The following is a 23,080-nucleotide window of genomic DNA, read 5'->3' as shown; positions in this document are numbered from 1 at the left end:
ATGCCATCGGCTGAAGCCGCAGTGGCCATTCCTTAGGCTTCAGAGGAGGAAAGGCCTAACGGCAGAGGAAGTGAACTGCTCGCCGAAGCAGGCACCGACGGCGGCCGACTACGGGCAGCGTCTGCCAGCAAGTTGGCAGGTGCGCCCGAGCTGGTGTTCGGCTTGGCCGAGGAGTTCCTGCACGAACAGTAGCCCCCGTGGCGCCGCTATGGACAACCGACCATCAACCGGTGGCGCCCGACCAGCCGAACACCTCCTCCTGCGGGAATCAACCCGCGCATATCTCTAATGGTTAGTAGCCGACCCGAGGCTGGCTGGCAGACTGGCTGCCATTCCTGCCGGGTGTGACTCAGCGCATATCTGACCTGTTCGCTTTGCAGTGTCTTGAGACTGACCCGTCCGCCCGGCTGGAGCGGCACCAGTCTGGCCCACTGCGATGGCTTGATAGAAGGTTGTCCGTCCCCGCCGTGACCGGCCGGCCGTGACTCGTTAGAGATTTGCCTCGAAGTGACTCTTCCCCGGACCGGCGCCGTGATGGCCCCTACCGAAAGGAGACGCCACAGTGACCATCGTGGCAGAGAAGTACACGCACGTCATCGGGGTGGACACCCACTCGAGAACCCACACCTACGCCATTTTGGCCTCGGCAACCGGTCAGGTCATCGACACCTCGACCTTCCCGGCCAGTCAGGCCGGCATTTCCCGCGCCATCAGCTGGATGCAGCGCCGAACAACCGGGGAAGTACTGGTTTCGGTTGAAGGCACCGGCTCCTACGGGGCAGGCCTGACCCGCGCCCTCCGCGCCGCCGGCCTTCCCGTGTGTGAGGCCAGACCGCCGAAGCGGCAAGACCGTGGCGCCATCGGCAAGTCCGATGCGATCGACGCCCGCGCGGCGGCCCGGGCCGTGCTCGGAACCGACACCGCAGCCCTGATCCAGCCGCGGGCAGAAGGGGCACGGGACGCCCTGCGGGTCCTGTTGGCCGCCCGGCGGTCCATGGACGGTCAGCGCACCGCCGACCGTCATGCCCTGACCGCACTGGCCCGCACCACGGACCTGGGCATCGATGCCCGCAAGCCCATCACGGACCGACAACTCCACACGATCGCGGCCTGGCGTGACCGCCCAACAGACGGCATCAGCACAAAGGTTGCCCGATCCGAGGCCAGACGCCTCGCTACCGCGGTACTCCGGCACACCAGCGCGCTGGAGACCAACCGGGCTGACCTGGCGCAGCTCGTGGATCGGATGGCCCCCGGCCTCCAGGATCTCCGGGGTCTTGGACCGGTCACCGGCGCGATCATCCTGACCGCATACTCCCACCCTGGCCGCATCCGTTCCGAGGCCGCCTTTGCCGCCCTCGCCGGTGTGAGCCCAATACCGGCATCCTCCGGCAACACCACCAGACATCGTCTCAACCGGCACGGCGACAGGCAACTGAACCAGGCCCTGGACATCATCGCCCGCACCCGCATGGCCTCCGATGCCGCCACCCGCGCTTATCTTGACCGACGCACCCAGGAAGGCAAAACACGCCGGGAAATCCGCCGCTGCCTCAAGCGGATCATCGCACGGCAGATCTACCGCAAACTCACCACACTCATGGCTTGACACCACCCATAGAAGGGTCAGCATGACAGCGCTCCCTCGTCGAACACGACGCGACAGCCACCTGGGACGACGCCGAAGAACGGATATGAAAAGAGCGGTCCAGGACTAACCAGCCCTGGACCGATCACCGTTGCCCTCTTGACAAGATACGCCTACATGTCAGCGGCTCCGGCCGTTCGGCAGCCTCAACGAGGATCTAGAGTTCCTCTTCCCCGCGGATGCGACGGCGAGGGAATTGGTGCGCAGCAGCCCCCTCGGTTATGCCTTACCCGTCCCCGCCGTCTACAGCGTATCGGTCACGTTCTCGGGCATCGAGGGCCATCCAACCGCAGAGGCCCTTGTCCTGCTGCGACAGGTTCTGGCGGCCTCAGTCACCGCCTGATTGGCCGGGGGGACCAGACGAAGGCGATCGACCGCGACGTCTGTGCCCTGAACGCGTCCGTGGGGGTCGACTGCCGCGACCACCATCATTGCCACCAGTCGGGGAAGGTTTGAGAGCAAGCAACGGCCCGGCCGCGGCGTCGTGGACGAGGCCACATCCGGCTCGCTAACGACTATCCAAGCCTTTAGTAACGTCGTGGTAACGCGCTCGGGGGTTCACTACTTACACAAAACCAGGAGCCCAAACCTACACCGCACGGCCAAGAGGCAGAATGAAAATCTCCGGCAGGTCGAAGTTCGGTTTCTGGACTTGGCTAGTCGGGTCCCAGGGTGCGGTCAGTGCGCCCGGCGGCGCCTATTTCGGCGTGCAAGTCGGTTGAATGGAGGCCAGTGCCCAAAAGGACGCCGATGTTGCCCGGCAGCCTGTCGATCAGGAACGAAAGCTGTCGATCAGGAACGAAAGCGCCCGGGTTAGACCGAGCGGCACAAAACAGCAGCGCTGCAAAACTGTTGCCGCGCTTATTTATCCGCAGTCCAGGGACCAGGGGCGACGGGCAGTCTCAACGCGGCGCTTGCGCAGCCCGGATACCCCAGGAGTCGATCAAGCGTTCATGGGGAAAGGTGAGCGAGACGTCCGATTGAAGTACCGGCGACCTCACGGTAGGGCGCCGACGTAGACGAGAACTGGAGCGTTCAGAGCTGTGTCTTTCACCAGGAAGCCCTATACGATGAGTGCAATCCCTCCGACAGTGATATCAGCAGTCTCCGAGGCGAGGTCATGAGTTGCTGGCCACCCTGCTCCTCAGTGTGGTGCGAGTGTGTTGACGACCAATGCCAGCCTTCCCCCACCTCATTCAACGCCGTCCGGATCACAACGGCAGATGGCCGTTACCTACAGGCATACAACGGAGGGGGCACCTATCTGGCCCCCGTGGCTACAAACACTCCAGGCCCCTGGGAGACGTTTCTCTTCGAGCCACCCACGGTTTGGCCGCTGTCGAGTGGTTCACCAATCGCATTGAGGCACGTGACTGACAACTGGGGGCCCAGCCCAGACTTGGTTCGGGTCGAACACGGCGTGTATCGCCTCCCGCGCAAGGGCAAAAAGGACCCGCACCTGGTCAGGTACCAGATTGGCGGTGAAGGCGAGCATGTCCTTGTGCACCCGGGCTTTAGCGCCGGATACCCCGCTTATCCGGGAGATGACCCGAATGAGCGCGTCTTCACTCTCACCAAGATCGAAGGCGGAATCGCGGCGCCAGACGGATCTCCGATTACAAATGGGGACGAGGTCACCTTCAGTTTTTTCTCGGAGAACCCAAATGAGCCTGTACGTGCATGGCGTCTGCTCGACGACGTAAGTCCCGCACACGTCGATGGGGACGGCGTCCCGGGTGGGCCGCTGGCACCTTCCGTGTTCTTGGTGGAGTTCAACGAGGTTCGCGAAGGAGCAGGCTGGAGACCTTCCCAGAGGCCCTGTCGCAGCTGCGCGGGTGTCGTCGCCCACGTATCCCGCCGCACTGACGGCCGGGGCATAGCAGGTGCTCAGGTGAAGGCGCTGCCTCCCGCGGAGCCATTCGCCGGGACGACACCGCCGGCGCCACTGGGCGGTGCACCTGACGGGCACGTAAAGCTGAGCGCATTTATCGACGGCGCACAACGAACATGCGTTCCATCGGGGGAAATCCGCCTCCAGGCAACAGCCGACCGATACCAGACTTCCACCGTGCCCGCCCAGGTCCCCGATCACGGCGAGATCACTGTGGCCATCCCGATGGACTGCACGCTTGTCGCCGGCAAGGTTATCGACGAGGCGGGCAGTGCGGTGCCTGGTGTCTGGGTGTTCCTCTCCGGCCAAGACGGGATGCTGCTCCGTGACGAGAACGGCAACCCATATCAGACCAAGACAGACCTAAACGGGAAGTTCACCTTCGCTTGCGTCACCCATGGATTTGTGAAGGTGACCACAGCCGCCGACGCCACTGCATTCCAGACGAGGACTATCGGCCCTCAAGGCTGGACTGATGTTGTGCTTGTGACACAGTCGACCGCGGGAAATGTCACAGTTGTGGTGACTGACCGGGCAACAAGTGCACCGGTCGGAGGCGCACAAGTGATCCTTACCACGCCAGGTGGTGCCAACCAAGTCGGCACGACCGACGTGAACGGCCGGGTTACCTTCACGGGTGTACGGCCCGCCGGACTCGGCCAGATCCTTGTCACCGCACCCGGCTACCTGCCGGCATCGGTGCCGGTGAACGTGCCCGCCACCGGGTCACGCACTGTGTCGGTTCCACTGGATCCGGATGTAGCAGTCCAGTTTCCCGCTGCCTTCGTCTTTCAGCTGGATTGGGGCATCACACCGAAGGATCTGGACTTGCATTGCTCCGGGCCTGACCAGACGGGTGGTCCGCGGTTCCACTGTTTCTTCGGATCGCGGACGCCAGTTCCCTACGTGGCGCTGGACACCGACGATACCAACGGGACCGGTCCTGAGCGGATCACTATCAGCAAGGTGGCGGGTTCATACGTGCCCGGGGAGTACCACGTGTGGGTGCACTGCTTCTCGACGCCGCCACCAGGATTCCTTGACTCCGGAGCGTCCGTGACCCTAGTTAGCCTTGACGGCATGAATCTCCCAACGCAACGGGGGCGCTGGGCGGTGGTCAATGCTCAGGGACCGGAAAACCGACTGTGGATCGTCGTCCAGATCACAATCGATGCCCAAGGTGCTCTCACGGCCACGAATGTGCTCATGACGTACCTCGCAGGCACTTCCAACGACGTGTTGTAAGGAGCGCATTCGCATGGACTCACCGCAAACCCCCGAGGCCCAGCTGGAGTCGCTTGCGCCTCACGTCGCCCAGCATGAGTCAGAACTCGAACAGCTGAAGGCCCAACTCGACGCACTTGCTAGAAGCCTGAATCCGGACAGGGCTGTCCATTCGGACGAACCCGTTCAGAAGGAACCGCCGGATGAGGCGTCGTTACGTGCTGAGCAAGAGCGCCTCGAGCGGAGTCTAAGCATCCATCAGAGGCTGATCGAGTTAGGTCGCGACCATCGGGTCGGAGTGGTTCTGTCAGAGGTTGCCGCTGACCGGGAGCTAGCGCGCTCTGCGGCCACAGACCCGTTCCGCTTTGCCGCTGCGCGCGGCATTGATCTGCCGGAGAAAATGCGTCTGGACTTGCTGGTTAACGAACAGAGCATGTTCCTTCAAATCACGCACTTTGACGAAGACGCCCCGTTCATTCTCATCTGGACGCCCGATGGATTCCAACCGCCAGAGGAGTCGCCGAACCCTACTGCAGTCCCTGCCCACGATCAGCAGACACGAGGCCGCCGACAGGCTTGAACAGAAACAGCGACCGGCTGGCCTTTCAAGGGAAAGGAACACACCAATGGACGTACCGACGCACCTGCTTCCCCCGAACCGTAAGTTTGACGGCTCGGACGCCAATTCTGATCGTCCTCGTAGGGGAAGCATCGGTGAACAGTTCATAAGGCTGTCTTCAGACGTGTACGCTGACCGCGTTTCACGGCATTCAGGCGCCGACAGACCGAATGCCCGAGTCATCAGTAGTAGTTTTTGCAGGCAGACAAGATTCGTTCCCGATCGGAGTGGTCTCAGTGACTGGGTCGGCGTAGGGGCGATGTTTCTCAGCCATGGCATTCAGATCTTCGAACGGCAGAACAACCTAGCCATGTCTGCTGATGACATCAGTGACCTTCAACGAACTACGCTGGCCGCTCTGATCCGCCGCAACACCAGGGTGCAGGACATACAGGACGACGTGATGTTCGCGGTTGAATCAGAATTTCTCATGCGTTCCGACTTGATACCTTCCAGGCCGAGCGAGCTAGAGTTGCCGGCCGTTCCATTCAGTTAAGAAGTGAGTACGGCCGCCGGAGTTGGATCGATTTCCTTCCGTGGAACCGGGCCGGCGGCCCAGGTAAAGGAATGAGGGCTCGCCAATGGCAACGACCCAGGCTGCGACACCGTGGGCAGTCCTCCTCTGCAAGTTCGCCGACAACAATGATGAGCCATTTCCACTCATCTACTATCGGAACCTGTTCACGAGTGCAGGCGTAGGGCTCTCCAACGTCGTTGACTTCTTTCGGGTCTACTCTCACGGAAACATCGACATCGGTGGCTCGCAGATATTCGGCTGGTTCACGCTTCCCGAAACCAAAGCGGAAGCCTATGCGAAAGGTCGAGGTCAAATCGTTGACGACGCCAGGCTTGCTGCCGCAGCCAACGGGGTGGACTTGTCTGCGTTCTGGGGCGTGCTGGTTTGCACGAATGTACCTTTCGAAACGTTCGGTGTGCAGAACGGGCGTGCGGCTGTTGCCGACAGCCTCGGGACAGCTCCGCGGATTCTTGCTCAGGAGGTCGGTCATGGGTATGGGCTCGATCACTCCATGGCCGACGGTGTAGCGGCTGAATACCAGGATCGATGGGACGTGATGAGTGCGTTGAATGCCGCTTGGGCCGGCAACCCGACATTCGCGCAAGTCGGACCCGGTCTCAATGCGGCGAATATGGCTGCACGCGGCTGGCTTGATCCGGAGCGAGTTTGGGTCCGAACTGGCTGGTTCGACGAGCAAGTGACGTTGCGCCCGCACCACCGCCGCGACCTACCAGGCTTCTTGGTCGCCCGCGTGGGCCCGTACTACGTTGAACTTCGTATAAACGAGGATTGGGATGCCGGAATCGGCTCACCCGTCGTCCTCGTGCATCGCCTCGACGCTAACAGATCGTGGCTCATGGCCAGCGCCAGCGGGCAGCGATTCTTTCCTCCAGGAGCCGTGTTCGAGCGCACCGATGAACTGGCCAACGGAATGCCCAAGGCTCACGCAGAGGTTGTCAACATCGACCGGGCGTCGCGACAGGCTACTCTTCGCCTCTCCTACCAGCCGACCATCCGTCCGCTGCACGCGTTCGTCCTGCCCTACCCCGTGAAGCTGGGGCAACCCACAAAGGTCGTTGTTAAGGCCACTGACGGCCTCACCAGTGCTCCAGTACAGGGCGAAGTACGGCTGCATAGCTACGACGTCAACGGGCAGGCCGTGGACGTCACACCTTTCCCCACGGACACGCCAACGATAGTGACCCTTCGGGCAAAGCGGATATTCGATCCAGAAACGAAGAAATGGACCGATTTTGAGGACCCAACCGGTGAAGTCACCGCCGTCGGCTACTCTGACACGGTACTCGATCTTGGATATTAGATGGCAAGTGGGTATCCGGTCAGCTCAGGTGCAGGGGTCCTATCCCGGATCGTGGGCAGTGATTTGGCGGGTTGCACCGGCCATGTCCGGGGTCAGCGTGTCGGGACGGAAGCTCACATATAGACCGACTTACTCCATGAGACCGGCGTTGTCGTCCGCTACATTGCCGGTTCACGATCCGTTCCCCGGCGTCGCTGATGCTGGCGCCCTCCATGGAGTCACCGGAGACCCGCACGACGTAGGTGCTGGTGACGTCCTTGATCACGTGCTCGTTCAAGTCGATGCGGCCATCAAAGTAGTCGACGGACAACCGCTTAACGAATCGGCATTCGGTTCTGGCCTCTTCGAGCGGGTGAGGTTGCCTGGTGTGGAGCCAAGCCGCTTCCTCGCCCTCTTGCCAGCATCTGCCAAGGTGGGCAACATTGGACTCGTCACTCGTTTTGGTCCGGCTGCTATCGCGAAGAATGGCGCCAGGCACTTTCGTCGGCTGACTTTTAGAGCCCGGACCGGCGCCGTATCCCGCGATGGCAGTTTAGGACGATGACATGGGGCCCCTTCTCGCTCAAACGACAGCTTTTAGTCTTGACAATATGGGGCGTTACCTCTGCAATACGCTCCAGGAGGCTCTGGACAGCACCGTCCCGACGGTGGCCGGTAAGCGCCGGGATTTCGACGTTGTGGTGATAGGAGGCGGCTCGTTTGGATCGGTCGTTGCAAACGGCTTATTCATGCGCGACCCTATGCGCAGCCGACGCATCCTGGTGTTGGAGCAGGGGCCGTTCGTCTTGCCTGAGCACGTGCAAAACCTGCCTTTCATGGGCGGCGAGCCTGGTATGCGGGTGCCATGGGTTGTGAGGCCGAACTCTGACCTGGGGTATGCAGGCCTGCTTTATGCACTAGGGGGCCGCTCTCTGGCGTGGGGCGGGTGGTCGCCTGAATTTCTCCAGGATGAGCCGCCCGGTGCGGATGAGCAGGTGGTACCGGGTGGAAACGAGGAGATGAGCGGCTGGCCGCCTGGCGTGATCTCGGAGCTTCAAGACCCCTACTTCTACGACGCCGGGGACCAGATTGGGGTCAACTCAACGAATGACTTCGTCTATGGTCCGTTGCACCAGGCACTTCGACAGATGTTGTTTGACGGGATTGTCGCCGGTTCGGGCGCTGGCCTCCCATTTGCATCGCTCCCGCTGTCGGCTCTGCGGAACCATCCTGTGGTACGCGCATTTCGTCGCAGGAATGGTCGGGCCCCGACCGCGGCCGAACTGGGGGAATTCCTTTCCCTCGAGCTGAACGGTGGAGTGCCTGCACCCTCGAGAGCGGATCTTCTCAACATGCTCAAGCTGGAAGCACCGTTGGCCGTCCAATCGGTGGCGGACCCCGGTCTATTTCCGGTCAACAAATTCAGCGCCATGCCGCTCCTTGTACAGGCTTCACGTTCGGCCGCTGCGGAGTCCGATGGCGTCGGAACTGACGCTGACGCCCGCAAACGCTTGATGGTGGTACCCAAATGTCAGGTGCTGGAACTGGTCACGGAAACCCAGCAGGACAACTGGGTGCGCGTCACCGGCGTTCGGGTCATGGACGATGCTGGCAACGAGCGAGTCGTACCGCTGGCACCGCCGATGCCGGACGGCCGGCAGAGCGCCGTCGTGCTTGCTCTGGGCACCATCGAAACCACCCGGGTAGCCCTGACGACATTCAAGTCGTCGCTGGCCGGACGGGCGGCCGGACGCATGGGCAAGAACCTGATTGCCCACCTCCGATCAAACCTCAATATCCGAATTCCGCGCGCCTCCATCGCTGCCGCGCTTCCTGCCCTGGGTCCGGCTGCGTTACGAGCACTGCAGGTCTCGGCGTTGTTCATTAAGGGCAGAGTGGCCAGCGGCAGTGTAGACCGATACTTCCACCTGCAGATCACGGCCTCGGGACTCGGACGATTTGGCAACAATTCCGAGGCTGAGCTGTTCAAGAAAGTTCCCAGCCTGGAGCAGCTAAGAGCCTTACAGCAGGCTGACGACAGTACGGTGGTGATTACCCTTCGCGGGATCGGCGAAATGACGCCGCAGAACCCGGACAGCTTTGTTGCACTTGCAACGTCGCCGGCGGATGCAGAATACGGACGGCCCAAAGCATTTGTTGACATTGGGGACTCGCGCCAGCCCGCGGGTGGCAGCCCAGCGACACAATTGGACCGCGACATTTGGGAGGCGATGGATTCGTTCACAGACGACGTGGCACTGATCTTCGCCAACGGTCAGCCGTTTGAAATCATTGTGGCCGCTGGCGCCCAGACCATCCCCGTCCCCGCTGGCGCCACCGCCGCGGACCTCGCCACACTCCACCCGTATGGAAACCGCCGCGACCGGCTCGGCACGACCCACCACGAAGCGGGCACCCTCTGGATGAATGACGACCCCGGACAAGGTGTAACCAACGGCTTCGGCCGAGTCCATGACACGACGAACTGCTATGTGGCGGGCCCTGCCCTCTTCCCGCGAAGCGGTTCCCCAAACCCCATGTTGACCGGCACGGCGCTGTCCCGCCGGACGGTAACGCTTTTGGCGGACCAGGTACTTCCCCGCCCGCAAGCGTTCACCCTTGCCGCACCTTGGCGGGTGCTATTCGACGGAACGGCACGCTCCTTCAACACGGACTGGACCAGAACTAGTCCCGATGCGAGCAACGGATTCGCACTCATCGATGGAGAAATCGTGACCTACGGAGACAGGGACTTTGGACTTCTCTACTACTCGCGCGAGGCTTTCGATGACTTCACCCTGCGAGTCCAGTTCCGCATAGCAGATCCGTCCAGCCACAACAGCGGCATCTTCGTGCGGTTTCAGGACCCGACGGTGAAGCCAACTCAGACCATCGCTCAACGCATCCAAGACGCCGGCGACGGGAAGCAGTTCGCCCAGAATCGCGCGTGGGGCGCCGTGCACTCGGGCTTCGAAATCCAGATTGATGATCTCGCCAAAGGCGATCCCCGCCGGGACTTCTACGGCCTCGTGCCTGAACCCAACGGACTGCGCAAAAACCGGACGGGCGCGATTTACAAGATCCCGGCCGGCGACTCTATTCCAAGCGGCGGATTCGACGCAGCTCTGCAGGCCTACCAGCCTGGGCCAAACCTGGTTCCGGGACGGTGGTACGAGTACGAGATTGATGTCCGCGGCGACAACTACACGGTTGATCTCACGGATCTTGAGTCAGGAGCTAAAACACGGACAACCACCTTCAAGAACACGGATCCGGCCCGAGGCATCTCGTCGATGGGCGGCCGACCAGCGGGCTATATCGGGCTGCAGTCCTACAGCGGGGCAGCTGTTGCATTCCGCCACATCGCCGTCAAACCTTGAATCGTCTTCAGGGCGGGCGAAAGCCCGATCTGTGCCTTTGCAGATAGTTCAATACCTCACCAAAAATTAGGAGGGGATTACGATTCCTGATCCAAACGGGCTGCGGCTTGCGTACGCCACTTCTCAGCAGTTCTCCCCTGGCGGAGGAATTCACGTGTCCTACACCTACGCGATAGCCAAAGTGGCCAATCTTGGATACGACAAAAAAGTTCTCCTGCATTACCGCGAGGGCTTTGGTCCATGGAAGCAACATCAGCTGTCGTGGATTGAATGGCACGGGGACCACGACATCTTCACAACAGGGACGCCGAACACATCACCCCCCAGTGCCGATGAATTCGCACTCTCGTACACGGTGAACGGCACCACCTACTGGGACAGCCAGTACGGGCAAAATTACAAAACCGGTGCCCTCAACACGATTACGGGGGGTCACATCGCCCTCTTCGGTGCCACGACAAGGTTTGCGGGTCTAGCAGCCAACCAGCGAGACGTAACGGGTGACATCTACGTCGACAACCTATCCCCCTACAAAGACGTAGGCATCCGAATGTCGACCGACGGCGGAACCGCGTGGCAGGACGTGCCCGCCCACTACGTAGGCACCTCCATTGAGCAGGCCTACAACAACCTGGGGATAGTCGAAAAATGGCAGTTCATAACGCCCGACTTCACAGGACTTCAGCCTGTGAGATTCGCTGCTTACTATCGGGACCACAGCTCGGGGAACACCTACTGGGACAACAACTTCGGCAACGACTATGTGCTGAGCCCCCAACCGAACTCGAGAATTCGATGACGACGCGAGTCCTCCTGCGCTGAGCCGTATGCGTTGTTCCGTCAGCCGGCACATGCATTCAGCCAGATTATGGACGATTTCATCAACCACGCTGCAACCGTCAAAAACAGCCACATTGCGGCCTTGGCTGGAAACCACCCAGCCTCTAACTGCGTCAGGGCTCGCCTGCCTACAGCGGGCACAACCTTCCCAATCACCGCCGGGAGGGCGGTGCCAGGGTACTCCCGACCTGCCATCCGGGAACGCCGTCGTCCAAGAACTTGGTCTTCACGGGATCGAGTTTCGTCGCGAGCTGTGGCGAGGCGGTGGTACCAGCGGGCTTCGTCCTCGGCGCCCCTGCGGAGTTCGCCGTCGTTACTCGGCGTTCGGCGCGAAGTCCAAAGGGCGTAGTGCCTGCGATTCGCGGTCGTCCATGAAGCGCCCCCCGTATCGCGGCCAGCCCCGATGGGATCTTCACCGACGGTCAACTACCGAACCGCCGCAACCTACTGGTTGGGGCAGTCATTCGACAGGTCGGGCTCGATCTTGAGCTTCAGTCGCAGGTCGGCGTTCCTCCACTCCTCCTCAATACTCAAATTAGGGCCAGCGAACGATTTGGTCATTCCTCCCAAGACCGGCTCCCACGGGTCATAGCTGTTGTCGCCGCCGCCCAACAAGGACGAGTAGCCTTGGTCTAACCACCCCCACAACGTTGCCACGAGCGTATCGTCACGATTGATGCAGACATCTAATGAGCGGGTCGTTTTCCGACCCGTTACGACGTGTGTCCGTACAGACTGGCGAAAGTCCCCCGTGTAGGCCACGAACACTAGGTTGGTGGGATCAAAAATGGGACTATTAGGGCTTCCCCGCGCCGACTCGACTTCAATAGTCAGGCTTAGGTCAATGTCCCGTTTGTGTTCGGGAGCACATGGTGTGCCGGCGGGGTGGGGGGTCGTATTCGGGGCCACCCAGAGGGCCATAGGGATGCTTACAGCGTTGTATGCTCTTCGATCGCGAGTCATGTGGAGTAGGCGGCACCACTCATGTTCCGTTTGCGCGACGGCGGAATCGAACGCCGGTTTCCAACCGAATCTTGTATCGACGTCATGTTGCAGACAGTTATCGAAGATCGGGGTGCGAAGAATAAGGGAATGACATTCTCTACCGCCGTGTCGTATGCAGACGCTCTCCTTATCAATGCACGTGGTACCAAGAACATCGGAACCGAAGGATCCTCGGCCGGCAGGGGGACACTGGCCGTCACCATTAGTAAAAGGCGCCGCGCTGGAGGTCATTAGTCCTCTTTGCCGATCAGCATAGAACGGCCACACGTTCGGCACGGCAGATTTCGGATTCCCGGATGGGCCTCTGGGCAATTCGATAACACCCCAGGGGTTGCCCTGGACCGTCACGATATCGCTGTTGACGGGGTCGGCCGGAATCAGCTTTTCGTATGCGCCGAGCAGGCGCCAGTTTCCGAGGCCCGAGTCAAGCAAGCGCTGCGGGTACGTGGTGCCGAAGCCCAATCCGACAGGCCTGGGATCCACCCAAGGAGAGTGGGGGTAGAAGTCCTGAACTGGATGTAGCAGCTGTCCCCAACGCCCTGCCGCAGCGAGACCGTCGGTCAGAGCGATTGAGGTTGGAGGCGAGATAGCGCCTACGACCTGATCATATTGGCTCCGAATATAATTCGTGCTTCTCGTGAATAGGCAGTTCGTGAAGTGAAGTTCGGGGCGGCCGCCGGCATCGATGTCCTGAGCCCTATTCGCATTTTTGATGTGGGAACGCACTCCTGGCGACAGGAAATGCAACGCTCTATCGGTAATTGTGTTATGTCCTTGGCCACCGCAATGGACACTGATAGCGACGGTGATTTCTAGGCAGAACGCGCGGGCAGGAGAAGCGGAGCCGACTGCCAACCACGGTGCCAATAGCAGAGCCGCAACAAACGAAGCCAAGTAGCGTCGTGGCATGTATCGCGCTCCTAACCGCAATGGCAGCAAGTGCCTGCACAGGGGCCCAGAGTATTGGTCTAGCCCCGGGCATCGGGGGATGTCAATGGCCAATAGTTAGTAGAGATGGGCCGCCAGCAGGAACGCCTGCTAGTGGTCACGAAGTTATGAACTTGTATGTGCAAAAGGCTGCTCACTGGTATCCGCGGCGTGTAGCTGCAGATGATCTACGGCGCGTCCCAGCTGACCAAGTGTTCCGATCACCGCAGGCGAGGGCGGCCGCGTGTTCTCCCCACCTCCCATCCGGAAACCGCATCGTCAAGAAGCTTGACCTTCACAGGATCGCGTTCGCCGCGGCGACGTGTATACCGCTGCGTGTGGATCCACACGCCAAGGGTGTGTTCATGCTCTGAGTCGCAGTCCTTGTGGCGGGGCCAGTCGTTGCCTTCTTTCCGGTAGGCCGCGAGCTGGGGCGAGGCAGGGGCGCCAGCGGGCTTCGTCCTCGGATTCCCTGCGGTTTTGGGTCCACCCGGGCAAGACATTCGCTGTAGGTCGGGTCCAGGATCCCCTCGGCCGCTTCGCGCCGCCGCCGGGAGAGCCACCGCGCCCTCGACACCGGGATCATTCCTGCTGCAGTTCCGGTTCGGCCACGTCTGCCAACTCGCCGGTGTCGCGTCCCGCGTCCTGGCGAATCTTGCCTCCCGGACGCCGCTGCTGTCGGCTCGGGACAGGGAGTGTATGTTCCTGGATGGACGACACCATCATCGAGGTCCACGGATATCGCAGGGACGCAGACGGCCATGCGTCAGCGCACCGCCTCGACCAGCACGCCGCTCGTCACGGTCACCTCTCGGAACCCGTTGCGCCTGAGCGCGGCCCCCAGCGTCTCTGCGGCGTCCGAGGCGCCCTGAAAGCTGATCGTCAGGCGAGCACCCGGACGCAGCACCCGCGCAGCACCCGGGGCGACACGGTTCCAGTCGATGACGTCGTGCGGAGGAAGGCGGTAGCCGACGATCCCGTCCGCGCTACTCGCCGGGAACAGCTCGCCGATCCGCTCCCCCTGTGCCTGCACCAGGTTCGGGATGCCCACCCGTTCCGTCCCGGGCACCTGGGGGTTCAGGTTGATCGCACCGGCAGGCTCGTGCGGCGCGCCTGCGCCACCGATGTTGATCACTGCCGGCCGCCCCGCAGCCTGCGCCTCCCGGACGAACGCCCGCGCCCGGGCGCTCAGCGCCCGGGCCTCCGCACCCGCCCGCCAGACCTGGAACCCGGCCGCACCGAGCGTCAAGAGCGCGAGGCCGAACGCGATGGTGTCGTTCTCCGTCGTCATACGCGCGAACTCGGCGCTCCCGGGCCGGACCAGGGCGGTGCCCGGCTCGACGGCGGACCCCTCGGCCGCGGCCACCACTCCGGCCTCACGGTGGCTCAGGTATGCCTGCAGACCCGCGGCCGCCGTCGCGCCGCCGAGCAGGAGCAGGAGCGACGCGCCGCTCGTGAACGGCGCGAACAGCAACGCCAGGTGCTGGACCTCCCGCAGGGCGAGCCGTGCGGCGGCGCGCTCGATGTTGTGGCCGACGACCATGCTGCGCACCACGTCGCGACGGAACCCGGTGCTCCACGCGACGCCACCCCCGGCGGTGCCCTCAAACAGCTGGTCGTGCAGCGGCGTCAAGTCGAGCGCGTTGAGCCGCCCTCCGAGGTTCGCACGTGTGCTCCCGATGTCAGTGAGGACCCCGCGGAGCGGGGCGAGTAAGCGGTCACGGGCCGACGCCGGGTCGGCGTCGGTCACAAAGGCCTCCGTCGCCGCGCTCGACCCCGCCCGGATGAGCCCGACGAGTCCCGGGCTCGCCGAGGTCGAGTAAGCAATGGCCTGTGCAGCCGCGTCGTACCGCGCCTGCACGTCGGCGAACGGCACGACTGGCTGCACGAAGATGTCACCGTTCGGAACATCCTCGGGCTCCTGTGTGAGCGGCGGCGGCTCACCCGGACGAAACGGCATCTGGAACTTGACCTCGCGCCCGACGAAGTCGGCGTCAACCTCGCCGCCGTCCCCGAGTCGCCACCCGACGCGTGCCTGACGCGCCGCCTCCTGGGCCCGCTGAAGGTTGCTCAACGATGCCGCAGCCGCCTGCAGCGCGGCGACGCGGTCTGCCGCCGCCATTCCGGGTGCTTCCTCGGGCGGTCCCAGAGCGGCGAGCTCGCCGCGGATGAGCCGTTCGTTGTTGTCAAGGTGCTGGCGGGCGAGCGCGAGCACGTCAGCGCGGAACCGGTCCTGGATCGCCCGGTACCGGGGGAGGTCCAGCAGGTCGGCCCCGCGCGATATGCACTGGTGCCACAGCTCCGGGTGCGCGTCGGCGAACCGGACAAGCCCGTCCTCGTCGAGTGAGCCCCAGAGGCGCACGAGCGCCGCCTCGTCGCGCGGGCCGACCCAGACCTGGTCCAGTACGATGCCGAAGAGCCGGACGCGCTCAGCGTCGGGGACACCGGCGAAGCTCGCCACCTGCTGGACCTCGTCGGAGGTCCGGATGTGCTCCGTCTGCCGCTGTAGCGCGAGACCGTGCCTCCGCTCGACGCCGTTCCTTCCGAGCAGGTGAGTAACTGCCCGGTTGCCCGCGGAACGCTGGAGCTCGACGACGGATCGCCCAGCGCCATCTGGAACGCCGTCCCGGACCACGCGCGAGCGATCCTGCTGGATACGCGAGCCGGCTGGGTCGATACGTGAGTGGTCCGGCGAGGCGGCAGCGCTACACACTGAGCCGTCCGGGCCGTGCCCGTGGCCGTCGAGGAATCGTTCGCTCACCCTGCCAGTTTGCACGCGGCTGCCCGCCGACCGCGTGCACGTTCGGGCAAGAGCCGGTGCACCGCGGTGGCGGCTCGCGCACTGGACCGCCGTCTCCGGATGCGGCTACGGCGCCCGCTTCGGGTAGGTCGAGGAGGGTCGGGTCGCGGTTGGCTGTCGGAGACGACAGGGGTGAGAATCTGTCTGTATCGGCGTCGCGCTTAGCGAGGCCGTCGATCTAAGTACGGAGGACGGCTACGACGATCAGCGCGATCCGTGCTCCTGCCCTGGCCTCCGCTGGGATGGGTTGCACCCCAGCGGTGACAGCGCAGCCTGAACTGTGCGGAGCGCTCCACCTGCCCCCAAACGGCACAACTCGAATAGGTCACGTGCGGGGCGGGCGGCCCCGGGTTCTCCCGGTCTGCCATCCGGAAACCGCATCGTCAATAAGCTTGACCTTCGGGGGATCGAGTTCGCCACGGCGGTGTGTATACCGCTGGGTGTGGAGCCATACCCCGAGCGTGTGTTCATGCTCCGAATCGCAATCCTTATGGCGGGGCCAGTCGTTGCCCTCTTCTCGGTAGACCGCGAGCTGGGCGAGGCGGTCGTGCCAGCGGGCTTTATCCTCAACTTCCCTGCGGTTGTCCAGCCACCCCGGCACCCGGGAGAGACCGTCACGGTAGGCCGGGTCCAGGGTGCCTTCGGCTCCTTCGCGCCGGCGCTCGGACAGCCACCGCGCCATCGACCGCTCGCCCCGGTCGCGGGATCGACCGTCTGGGAGCCGGCCTTCGGCTGAGACCCCCGCAACGATCTCGTCCATGCGGTCAAGATCCTTGGGCGAAGGGTAGGGAACGGGTACGGCGCCGGCGGCGGCCTGGTGTTCGGCCTCCAGCCCCGGCTCCTGGCGGCGGGCGATCACCAGGTGGTAGCCCACAGCGGCGGGCGGAACGCGCACGAGCTCAGCGATGCGTTTCCGGCTCAGCCAGAGCCGGTACATCAGCACCCATTCCGCGTCAGGAGCGCGCCTCAACCGCCTGTCCATGATGGACCCCATCCTGCCACGGCCGATGGCAGGAGTGCGGCCGACACCGGTCCACTGGCTGTGCTCTAGGGCGTCCGCTGTTGCGCGGAGTCCGTCTCCAGCGCCTAGCGGTTGGGGCCACGCGCCACGGTCACCGCATTTCTGGATAGACAACAGCAAGCACCATGCCCCGGATGGAACGGCTCACCCCCTCGCTGAGCTTCGGAGTCCCGGCTGTCCGCGACCATCGTCACCAGATTGATCCCTGTGGTGGCTCCGTTCGCGGAGCATCAGTCGAGATTCCGACGGGCCCGTAGGTACATGTGCTGATCGCTGTCGTTAGATCCTCGGCTGGGCGGGGCCGTGCCGGGTCTGCTTCGGCTAGGGGACAGGAATCGGGGCAAACGGATTCCCCAGCGCACAGCACATAAATGTTCAGGGGCAGCGTCGGTATTCTTGAAGGTCCCATTCGGAATCGGTGACGCGCTCAACATTGCCGGCGGGGATCCCTGCCCAGCGAGCGTGCCGACTGTCGTCTGCCCAGTTCACAAGAATGTGTGAGTGGTTTCAGAGATCCGCGACGGCGTAGACAGGGACTCTGCCGCCGTCAGCGGGGGGCGGGGCACGGCGGCTAGCACACTTTAGGATAGTTTCCGCAGGTCCACGTGCGAGCAAATTCTGACTGATACCCCGGATCCGGTTTCAAGTCCTCGTGCGTTTCGCCGTCGAGGGCGAATGCAAACCATGCTGTAAACATATCTGCCACGGGTCAGCTTCCTGCCTATAGCTTCCGGGTCGATTTTCACCACGGGACGCATACTAGGCCGGGGGCCTGACAACCCGAATCGCTGCAAGGACAGGCGGAGCAAGCTACCGACTGTCAGTAATCTAGGGTTCAAGAACTATCAATTGGGGGAAGATATGACCGCAACACCCAACTGCAAACCGTGGTGCACGGACCACAAGACCGTAGGCGAGAATTCCTGCTACACACGTTTCGTGATTTTCGATGACGGCAGGGAAGAGCGAGCGGCGCCCGCTCTTGGATCCTTGGCTGCTCAGTTTCAGACCCTCGGCGGGTGGCCCGCAGACATCTCCTGGATCGCTTTTGTCGCGTGTCAGGATGAAGAAGACGAACACCCCACAATGGACCTCCAGTTCTTCGAGGCCGGGGATGATGTGGACCAAAACTCCAACTTGAATGTGGAACTCGACGGGCTGAGGGCTCTCCACTCAAACCTCGGCGCCATACTCAAGGATTTTTCGTAGCCGTCATGAACTCCGCCGAAGATAAGGCGACCAACCGGTCCCGGTTCCTGATAATTGAACAGGTTGCCGACGAGTTGAATGTCGGGCTGCCTACCGTTCGGATGCTGCTGAAGTCCGGGGAGCTTCGGGGGGATCCAGATTGGCGGCCGGAGTTATCTTGGGCAAGCTCTCGGTTGAAGATGGTCTTGCCACGGATTTCCGCGGCGTAATGTCCTGATGGTCGTGGAATGTTTCTGTTCGGTTTGTGAGTAGCGTTTGGCGCAGGGGCGCAACTTTTCATGAGCTGAACAAGTCCGGAGTCTGGGACCAGTTCCGGAACTGCCCGGCAATGGCACCACATCTGCAAAGAGAACAACGACCTAAATTTCTTGTGTGGGGCTGGATGAGACGGCGCCCAAGAAGACGTGAGAGCGCTGGGAAGCTTTAGTCCATCTGGCCCATTGACCGATTTGCAGTTATTCGGGAAGATTCATCGATAGATGCCGCGCGATCTCCGGTGGTGATTCAGGCGCCAGCGCGACTTAGTGCCTGTGGCTGACAGGGAGGCGCAATGGGACTCGTGATCGCTGGAAGCGAATGGCGATGGCCGGACGGCATCATTCCTTACACCATTAATGAGGACGATTTTCCGCCTGGAGACGCGGGGCGAGTGGTCATCGGGAATGCTGTCAAACATTGGAACGTCAGCACTAACGGACACGTCACCCTTCGACCACGACAGCCAGGTGATGTCCGAAGCTCGTATGTCGAGTTTGTTGCTGGAGACGACTCCACGAGTTGTAACAGTCCAGTAGGGATGCAACACAGCGTGTTCGGGTTGCCCAAACGTCAGGAAGTACGCTGCGACAGCGGAAAACCATTTGGAACGCTGGTTCACGAGATCGGGCACGCCGTCGGCCTCTACCACGAACAGCAGCGCGATGACCGAGACTGGCACGTCATTGTCCTTGCTGAGAATGCCGTCGCAGACCATCGTTACAATTTTGACAAACAGGGTGACGCCGCTGACGACATTGGTGCCTATGATTTCGCGTCGATTATGCATTACTCTGAACGGCATTTTGCCGTCCAATGGCAGAACGGGGCAACAATTCCTTTGCAACGCAGCAGCACGAGACCAGTTCTCGCCGCCTTCGACGACGCGTTGCACATGATCCATTTGGGAGTTTCACCGTCCAACGACCTCTGGCACGCAAAGTGGACCGCCGACGGCGGCTGGACCGACGACGTACGCATTGAGGGCCAGAAGAGTTGGGCCCCGCCCGCCCTGGCTGTTTTTGACGGTGAGTTGCACATGGTTCACTTGGGGTCGGCGGGATCGGATGAGTTGTGGCATGCGAGCTTCCCTACTGGTGGGCGGCTTGGTCAGGACTGGAGTGCCGACGTCAAGATAAACGACCAGAAGAGTCGGGCGGCGCCCGCCCTTGCGGTCTTTGACGGTGAGTTGCACATGGTTCACTTGGGGTCGTCGGGATCGGACGAGTTGTGGCATGCGAGCTTCCCTACTGGTGGGCGGCTTGGTCAGGACTGGAGTGCCGACGTCAAGATTAAGGATCAGAAGAGCTGGGCAACGCCCGCCCTTGCGGTCTTTGACGGTGAGTTGCACATGGTTCATTTGGGGTCATCGGGATCGGAGTTGTGGCATACGACCTTCCCTCCCGTTGGGCGGCTTGGGCAGGATTGGGATCCCGACATCAAAATTGAGGATCAGAAGAGTCAGGCCGCGCCAGCGCTTTGCCAGTTCGGCGGAATGCTGCACATGGCGTATGTCGGTGGAAACTCGGCGAAAATGTGGCACTCAACATTCGATGGAACAAGATGGTCCAAAAGGGCTAACAACGACAACAACCGGCCTCCGTTGGGCCCCGTCTTGTGCGAATTCGCCGGGTCATTGCATGCCGCGTTTGTCGGCGACACCGGCCGCATGTGGCACTCGATAAGAAATGTTGACCTGAAAACCATCATGCCGCCAGCAGGGGTCACCATCGGCCAACGGGATGGGCTAAGTGCTGGGGATATTGCAGCCGTAGTCTCTATTTATCCATAGCAATTTGACTTTGTAGTTCTGCCGTCAAAGTCGGTGTCCAAACGTCGCCGCGCCGTGCACGTCTTCGCCTTGTCATAGCCATCCTGACACCAATGACACGAGTTGTGAGCAACGGAGGCGGAGGTTAACAAAACGCACGTTCCTCACAACGTGATCCAGAACCAAAGGCAGCAGTACGTGCCGCACAGGTTGGACTGTCTCAGTTGTTCAACCAGCCGGTGCCGGACTGGCTCGGTCACCTGGAAGTGGGGACCATCTACTGTTTCGACGAGTTCGCGGAAACGCTCAACCAGCGGGGGCGGCAGCGTCTGCACTGCCGTAACGTCCGGCACGCGAAGAGTTGCGGCATCAAGGAAACCGACCGGGAAAGTTGTCGCGAGGTTTGATTCGGAGTGCGCAGTCGTCGTGTTCCTGAATGCCCCCACCAGCCGGTGTATGTCACAGAGTTCGTCGGGTATGGCGCTGTGGTCGGTCAGTGGCTTGCGCACGTTCGAGTGGAAATGGGTGCGGCAGTGTGCGACGACGGCGAAGGCGATCAACTACAACTCCGCGTCCTCGGCCTGCGGGCCCTCGCCGCGGGAGGTGATCGCGAGATCGCGGGCACGGCGAGCCTCAGCAGGATCGGCCCCGTAGCTCGATAACTCGACGAACATCCGGGCATCGTCGGAGTCCGGTAGCGTCACGACTTTGAAAATTGACTCCTCAGCTGTTCATCAGGCCACCGTCGCCGAGACTGATCATCTTCGCATCTAGTCACACTGCACGATGTCTACGGGCCGTCACGCCGTGTTACTGCCGGGAGGGCAGCGCCGAGCGACACAATTAGGAGGCCTGCGAGCAGGGGGAAAATGAATGACGAGAGTGTGTCTGTTGGCGGTTGTTCTGCAGCGGCTTTCGCTCTGATGTTAAGGACTTCGTCAACTTGCGCTTTGTATAAAATGACGGAATGAGCGTCGGACATATTGGTCATCGGCGTCGGCCACGGAACAGCACTGGCGGTTTGAGGCTCAGCCTGTGGGCCAGTGGTCGTCGCATGAAGAAACGGCAAGGAAATGCCAACGACTCCGACGCCAAGCGCCATAACGCTAGCCCTCATCATCCAGGCGCGACGTTGGGCCATGTTGGACGTGTAGATGATGAAGGTGTTTAGACGCGCGTAGGATTTCGGGACGGGCGCCATGCTCTCGTCAGGAACGGTTACTGGCGGTTCATTAGGCGGGGCGACGTACGCGAGGTAGGCGGTTGAAAGGACGAGGGCTATGCCGAGAAATATCGGCGCGATAACTCCGCGCATTGGAAGCGGAACCCCCGAAGTCGAATAAACTAGGGCGAGAATTCCCGTGTAAACGGTGCCAATCGCCGCAGATGACTTTTGAACAAGTTCAGCCGCGAATTTGGTTCGCTCTAGAGAACCGGCTGCGAGTTGATAGAAACTCGACTGCATCGTCTGTAAATTGTCGGTATCGGCCTTGCGATCGGCAGCCTGTCTTGCGGAGTCTTCCTCACGCTGGGCCGTGACCAGAGGGTCCTCGCTCATTTTCGGCTCCGACGGATACGGTTTGAGAGGCGGCGTGCTCTGCTCTTGAACATGCGGGCGAACGTCGGGCGATCGATTGTGACTTCCTTGTTGCCCTCGAGCTGCCAGGCGCCGTCCACGAAATGGGCTTTGAAGTGGGCTGCAAAGCCTTGTAGATTATGCCCAGATTGAGCTGATTTCTTATCATGTGGAGAAGGCACGACGTGAACGAATGAATTGTTGTAATGGAGGAATTCCTCAGCAGGAAAACGACCCGCCTCAAGTTGGCAGTATATTGTTCCTCGATCTACCATCATATCTCCCTGGGATGATGCACAAATGCGCAACGTCGATGATGACCTAGTGTCGGCTTCAATTCGGCCTATTGCTCGGACGCCGCCCCCTTTTGGTGTTGCCGTTGGCGGCTAGTCGCCATTATTTGCCTTGAACTCCGATTTGTAAATACGACGAGGCGGTTACCGCAACGTTCCTCTAGCCTGAGAGGCATATCTACCCACGATTTTTCCCCTGAAGTCGGGTTAAACTTCTCTCTGAAGCCCGCTTTGCCGCGTCACGCCACGTGCCCGGCACGTTCGCGACGCCGGCGCGGCTTCTTCCTCGTCGCCGATCTCTTGGATCATGATGGTCTCAGGGAATCTCGATTGTCACGGATCCATTCGGCATGATCATGCCCGCCCAGAGTCCTACGTCCTCGCGTCCATCATTGATGATGGTTCGACGACATGGGATAGGTGGAGGTGTCGCGGGCGACTCCCACTGTGGTAGAGGGCCACCTAACTTTTTATTGAAGACTGCTAATGGTGATGGTTCACAGCTTCGATCCGGGCTACCGGCCCATAGGTCGGCGACCGCCACGGAAGGGCGTGTTCTTTGCAGTCGAATCCGGCTGGAGCAGAAGCTCGGTAATGGGAACTGCAAGCACGTCGGCGATGTCCCAAAGGCGCTCGTAAGCCACGCTCTTCCGACCCCACTCGATCCCTATGATCATGTTCCGGCTCAACCCGGACTCCAAGGCCAGTGCCTCCTGGGAGAGACCCTGTCCGAGTCGGAGTTCGCGTATCCGCGCACCGACCATCGACCTGCGGTCAGCCCACCGGAGTGTCTGCTCCTCGGAG

The 23,080-nt window shown here is 61.6% G+C and carries 14 protein-coding genes and 2 pseudogenes; 10 read left to right on the top strand and 6 right to left on the bottom strand.

The window, feature by feature from the left end; translation table 11 throughout:
* The first annotated feature begins 562 nt into the window (after positions 1-562).
* From LDO15_RS17205 to LDO15_RS17185, 5 genes are all read left to right on the top strand, one after another.
* Positions 563-1,609 (top strand): IS110 family transposase, encoded by a 1,047-nt coding sequence (locus tag LDO15_RS17205; RefSeq protein ID WP_223980383.1) that lies wholly within the window; start codon positions 563-565, stop codon positions 1,607-1,609.
* Between the two features lie 2,107 nt (positions 1,610-3,716).
* Positions 3,717-4,784 (top strand): carboxypeptidase regulatory-like domain-containing protein, encoded by a 1,068-nt coding sequence (locus LDO15_RS17200; RefSeq protein ID WP_223980379.1) that lies wholly within the window; start codon positions 3,717-3,719, stop codon positions 4,782-4,784.
* 13 nt (positions 4,785-4,797) lie between these two features.
* Positions 4,798-5,343, top strand: coding sequence for a hypothetical protein (locus LDO15_RS17195; RefSeq protein WP_223980376.1), 546 nt, complete (start codon positions 4,798-4,800; stop codon positions 5,341-5,343).
* 46 nt (positions 5,344-5,389) lie between these two features.
* Positions 5,390-5,878 carry a peroxidase family protein gene (locus tag LDO15_RS17190; RefSeq protein WP_223980373.1) on the top strand — a complete coding sequence of 163 codons (489 nt, stop codon included), beginning with the start codon at positions 5,390-5,392 and terminating at the stop codon, positions 5,876-5,878.
* 85 nt (positions 5,879-5,963) lie between these two features.
* Positions 5,964-7,220 (top strand): hypothetical protein, encoded by a 1,257-nt coding sequence (locus LDO15_RS17185; protein ID WP_223980371.1) that lies wholly within the window; start codon positions 5,964-5,966, stop codon positions 7,218-7,220.
* 166 nt (positions 7,221-7,386) lie between these two features.
* On the opposite strand, the pseudogene LDO15_RS17180 reads toward LDO15_RS17185, so the two are convergent.
* Positions 7,387-7,530, bottom strand: a pseudogene (locus tag LDO15_RS17180) (LexA family transcriptional regulator); the annotation flags it as partial.
* A gap of 280 nt (positions 7,531-7,810) precedes the next feature.
* On the opposite strand from LDO15_RS17180, the gene LDO15_RS17175 reads away from it, so the two are divergent.
* The 3 genes and pseudogenes from LDO15_RS17175 to LDO15_RS17165 form a co-directional block, all read left to right on the top strand.
* Positions 7,811-10,579, top strand: a complete 2,769-nt coding sequence (locus LDO15_RS17175) for a family 16 glycoside hydrolase (RefSeq protein ID WP_223980369.1) — start codon at positions 7,811-7,813, stop codon at positions 10,577-10,579.
* A 154-nt stretch (positions 10,580-10,733) separates the two neighbouring features.
* Positions 10,734-11,378, top strand: a complete 645-nt coding sequence (locus tag LDO15_RS17170) for a CBM21 domain-containing protein (RefSeq protein ID WP_223980367.1) — start codon at positions 10,734-10,736, stop codon at positions 11,376-11,378.
* Positions 11,379-13,915: 2,537 nt separating this feature from the next.
* Positions 13,916-14,090: pseudogene (locus tag LDO15_RS17165) on the top strand (IS1380 family transposase); the annotation flags it as partial.
* Between the two features lie 27 nt (positions 14,091-14,117).
* Here LDO15_RS17165 and LDO15_RS17160 read toward each other — a convergent pair.
* Together LDO15_RS17160 and LDO15_RS17155 are read right to left on the bottom strand one after the other, a co-directional pair.
* Entirely contained in the window at positions 14,118-16,112 is a 1,995-nt protein-coding gene (locus LDO15_RS17160) for a hypothetical protein (protein WP_223980365.1), read from the bottom strand.
* A 364-nt stretch (positions 16,113-16,476) separates the two neighbouring features.
* A complete protein-coding gene (locus LDO15_RS17155; protein ID WP_223980363.1) occupies positions 16,477-17,133 on the bottom strand; it encodes a helicase associated domain-containing protein in 657 nt (218 codons plus the stop codon).
* A 978-nt stretch (positions 17,134-18,111) separates the two neighbouring features.
* Here LDO15_RS17155 and LDO15_RS17150 point away from each other — a divergent pair.
* Together LDO15_RS17150 and LDO15_RS17145 are read left to right on the top strand one after the other, a co-directional pair.
* The gene (locus tag LDO15_RS17150; protein ID WP_223980361.1) at positions 18,112-18,381 is read left to right on the top strand and encodes a hypothetical protein; all 270 of its coding nucleotides are present in this window, start codon (positions 18,112-18,114) and stop codon (positions 18,379-18,381) included.
* Between the two features lie 550 nt (positions 18,382-18,931).
* Positions 18,932-20,428 carry a M12 family metallopeptidase gene (locus LDO15_RS17145; RefSeq protein WP_223980359.1) on the top strand — a complete coding sequence of 499 codons (1,497 nt, stop codon included), beginning with the start codon at positions 18,932-18,934 and terminating at the stop codon, positions 20,426-20,428.
* A gap of 143 nt (positions 20,429-20,571) precedes the next feature.
* On the opposite strand, the gene LDO15_RS17140 is transcribed toward LDO15_RS17145, so the two are convergent.
* From LDO15_RS17140 to LDO15_RS17130, 3 genes are all read right to left on the bottom strand, one after another.
* Positions 20,572-20,967, bottom strand: a complete 396-nt coding sequence (locus LDO15_RS17140; protein ID WP_223980357.1) for a hypothetical protein — start codon at positions 20,965-20,967, stop codon at positions 20,572-20,574.
* Positions 20,968-21,111 (bottom strand): hypothetical protein, encoded by a 144-nt coding sequence (locus LDO15_RS17135; protein ID WP_223980354.1) that lies wholly within the window; start codon positions 21,109-21,111, stop codon positions 20,968-20,970.
* Between the two features lie 86 nt (positions 21,112-21,197).
* Positions 21,198-21,965: a hypothetical protein gene (locus LDO15_RS17130; RefSeq protein WP_223980351.1), complete on the bottom strand. Its 768-nt coding sequence runs from the start codon at positions 21,963-21,965 to the stop codon at positions 21,198-21,200.
* Positions 21,966-23,080 lie beyond the last annotated feature (1,115 nt).

The sequence above is a fragment of the Arthrobacter sp. NicSoilB8 genome, from assembly GCF_019977355.1.
Classification (GTDB): Bacteria; Actinomycetota; Actinomycetes; order Actinomycetales; family Micrococcaceae; genus Arthrobacter.
This window is presented reverse-complemented; position numbering and strand designations above follow the sequence as displayed.

Coding starts and splice junctions, on each gene's coding strand:
- LDO15_RS17155 (WP_223980363.1), bottom strand. CDS start 17,133: ATGGACAGGCGGTTGAGGCGCGCTCCTGACGCGGAATGGGTGCTGATG.
- LDO15_RS17190 (WP_223980373.1), top strand. CDS start 5,390: ATGGACGTACCGACGCACCTGCTTCCCCCGAACCGTAAGTTTGACGGC.
- LDO15_RS17195 (WP_223980376.1), top strand. CDS start 4,798: ATGGACTCACCGCAAACCCCCGAGGCCCAGCTGGAGTCGCTTGCGCCT.
- LDO15_RS17175 (WP_223980369.1), top strand. CDS start 7,811: ATGGGGCGTTACCTCTGCAATACGCTCCAGGAGGCTCTGGACAGCACC.
- LDO15_RS17130 (WP_223980351.1), bottom strand. CDS start 21,965: ATGAGCGAGGACCCTCTGGTCACGGCCCAGCGTGAGGAAGACTCCGCA.
- LDO15_RS17145 (WP_223980359.1), top strand. CDS start 18,932: ATGGGACTCGTGATCGCTGGAAGCGAATGGCGATGGCCGGACGGCATC.
- LDO15_RS17185 (WP_223980371.1), top strand. CDS start 5,964: ATGGCAACGACCCAGGCTGCGACACCGTGGGCAGTCCTCCTCTGCAAG.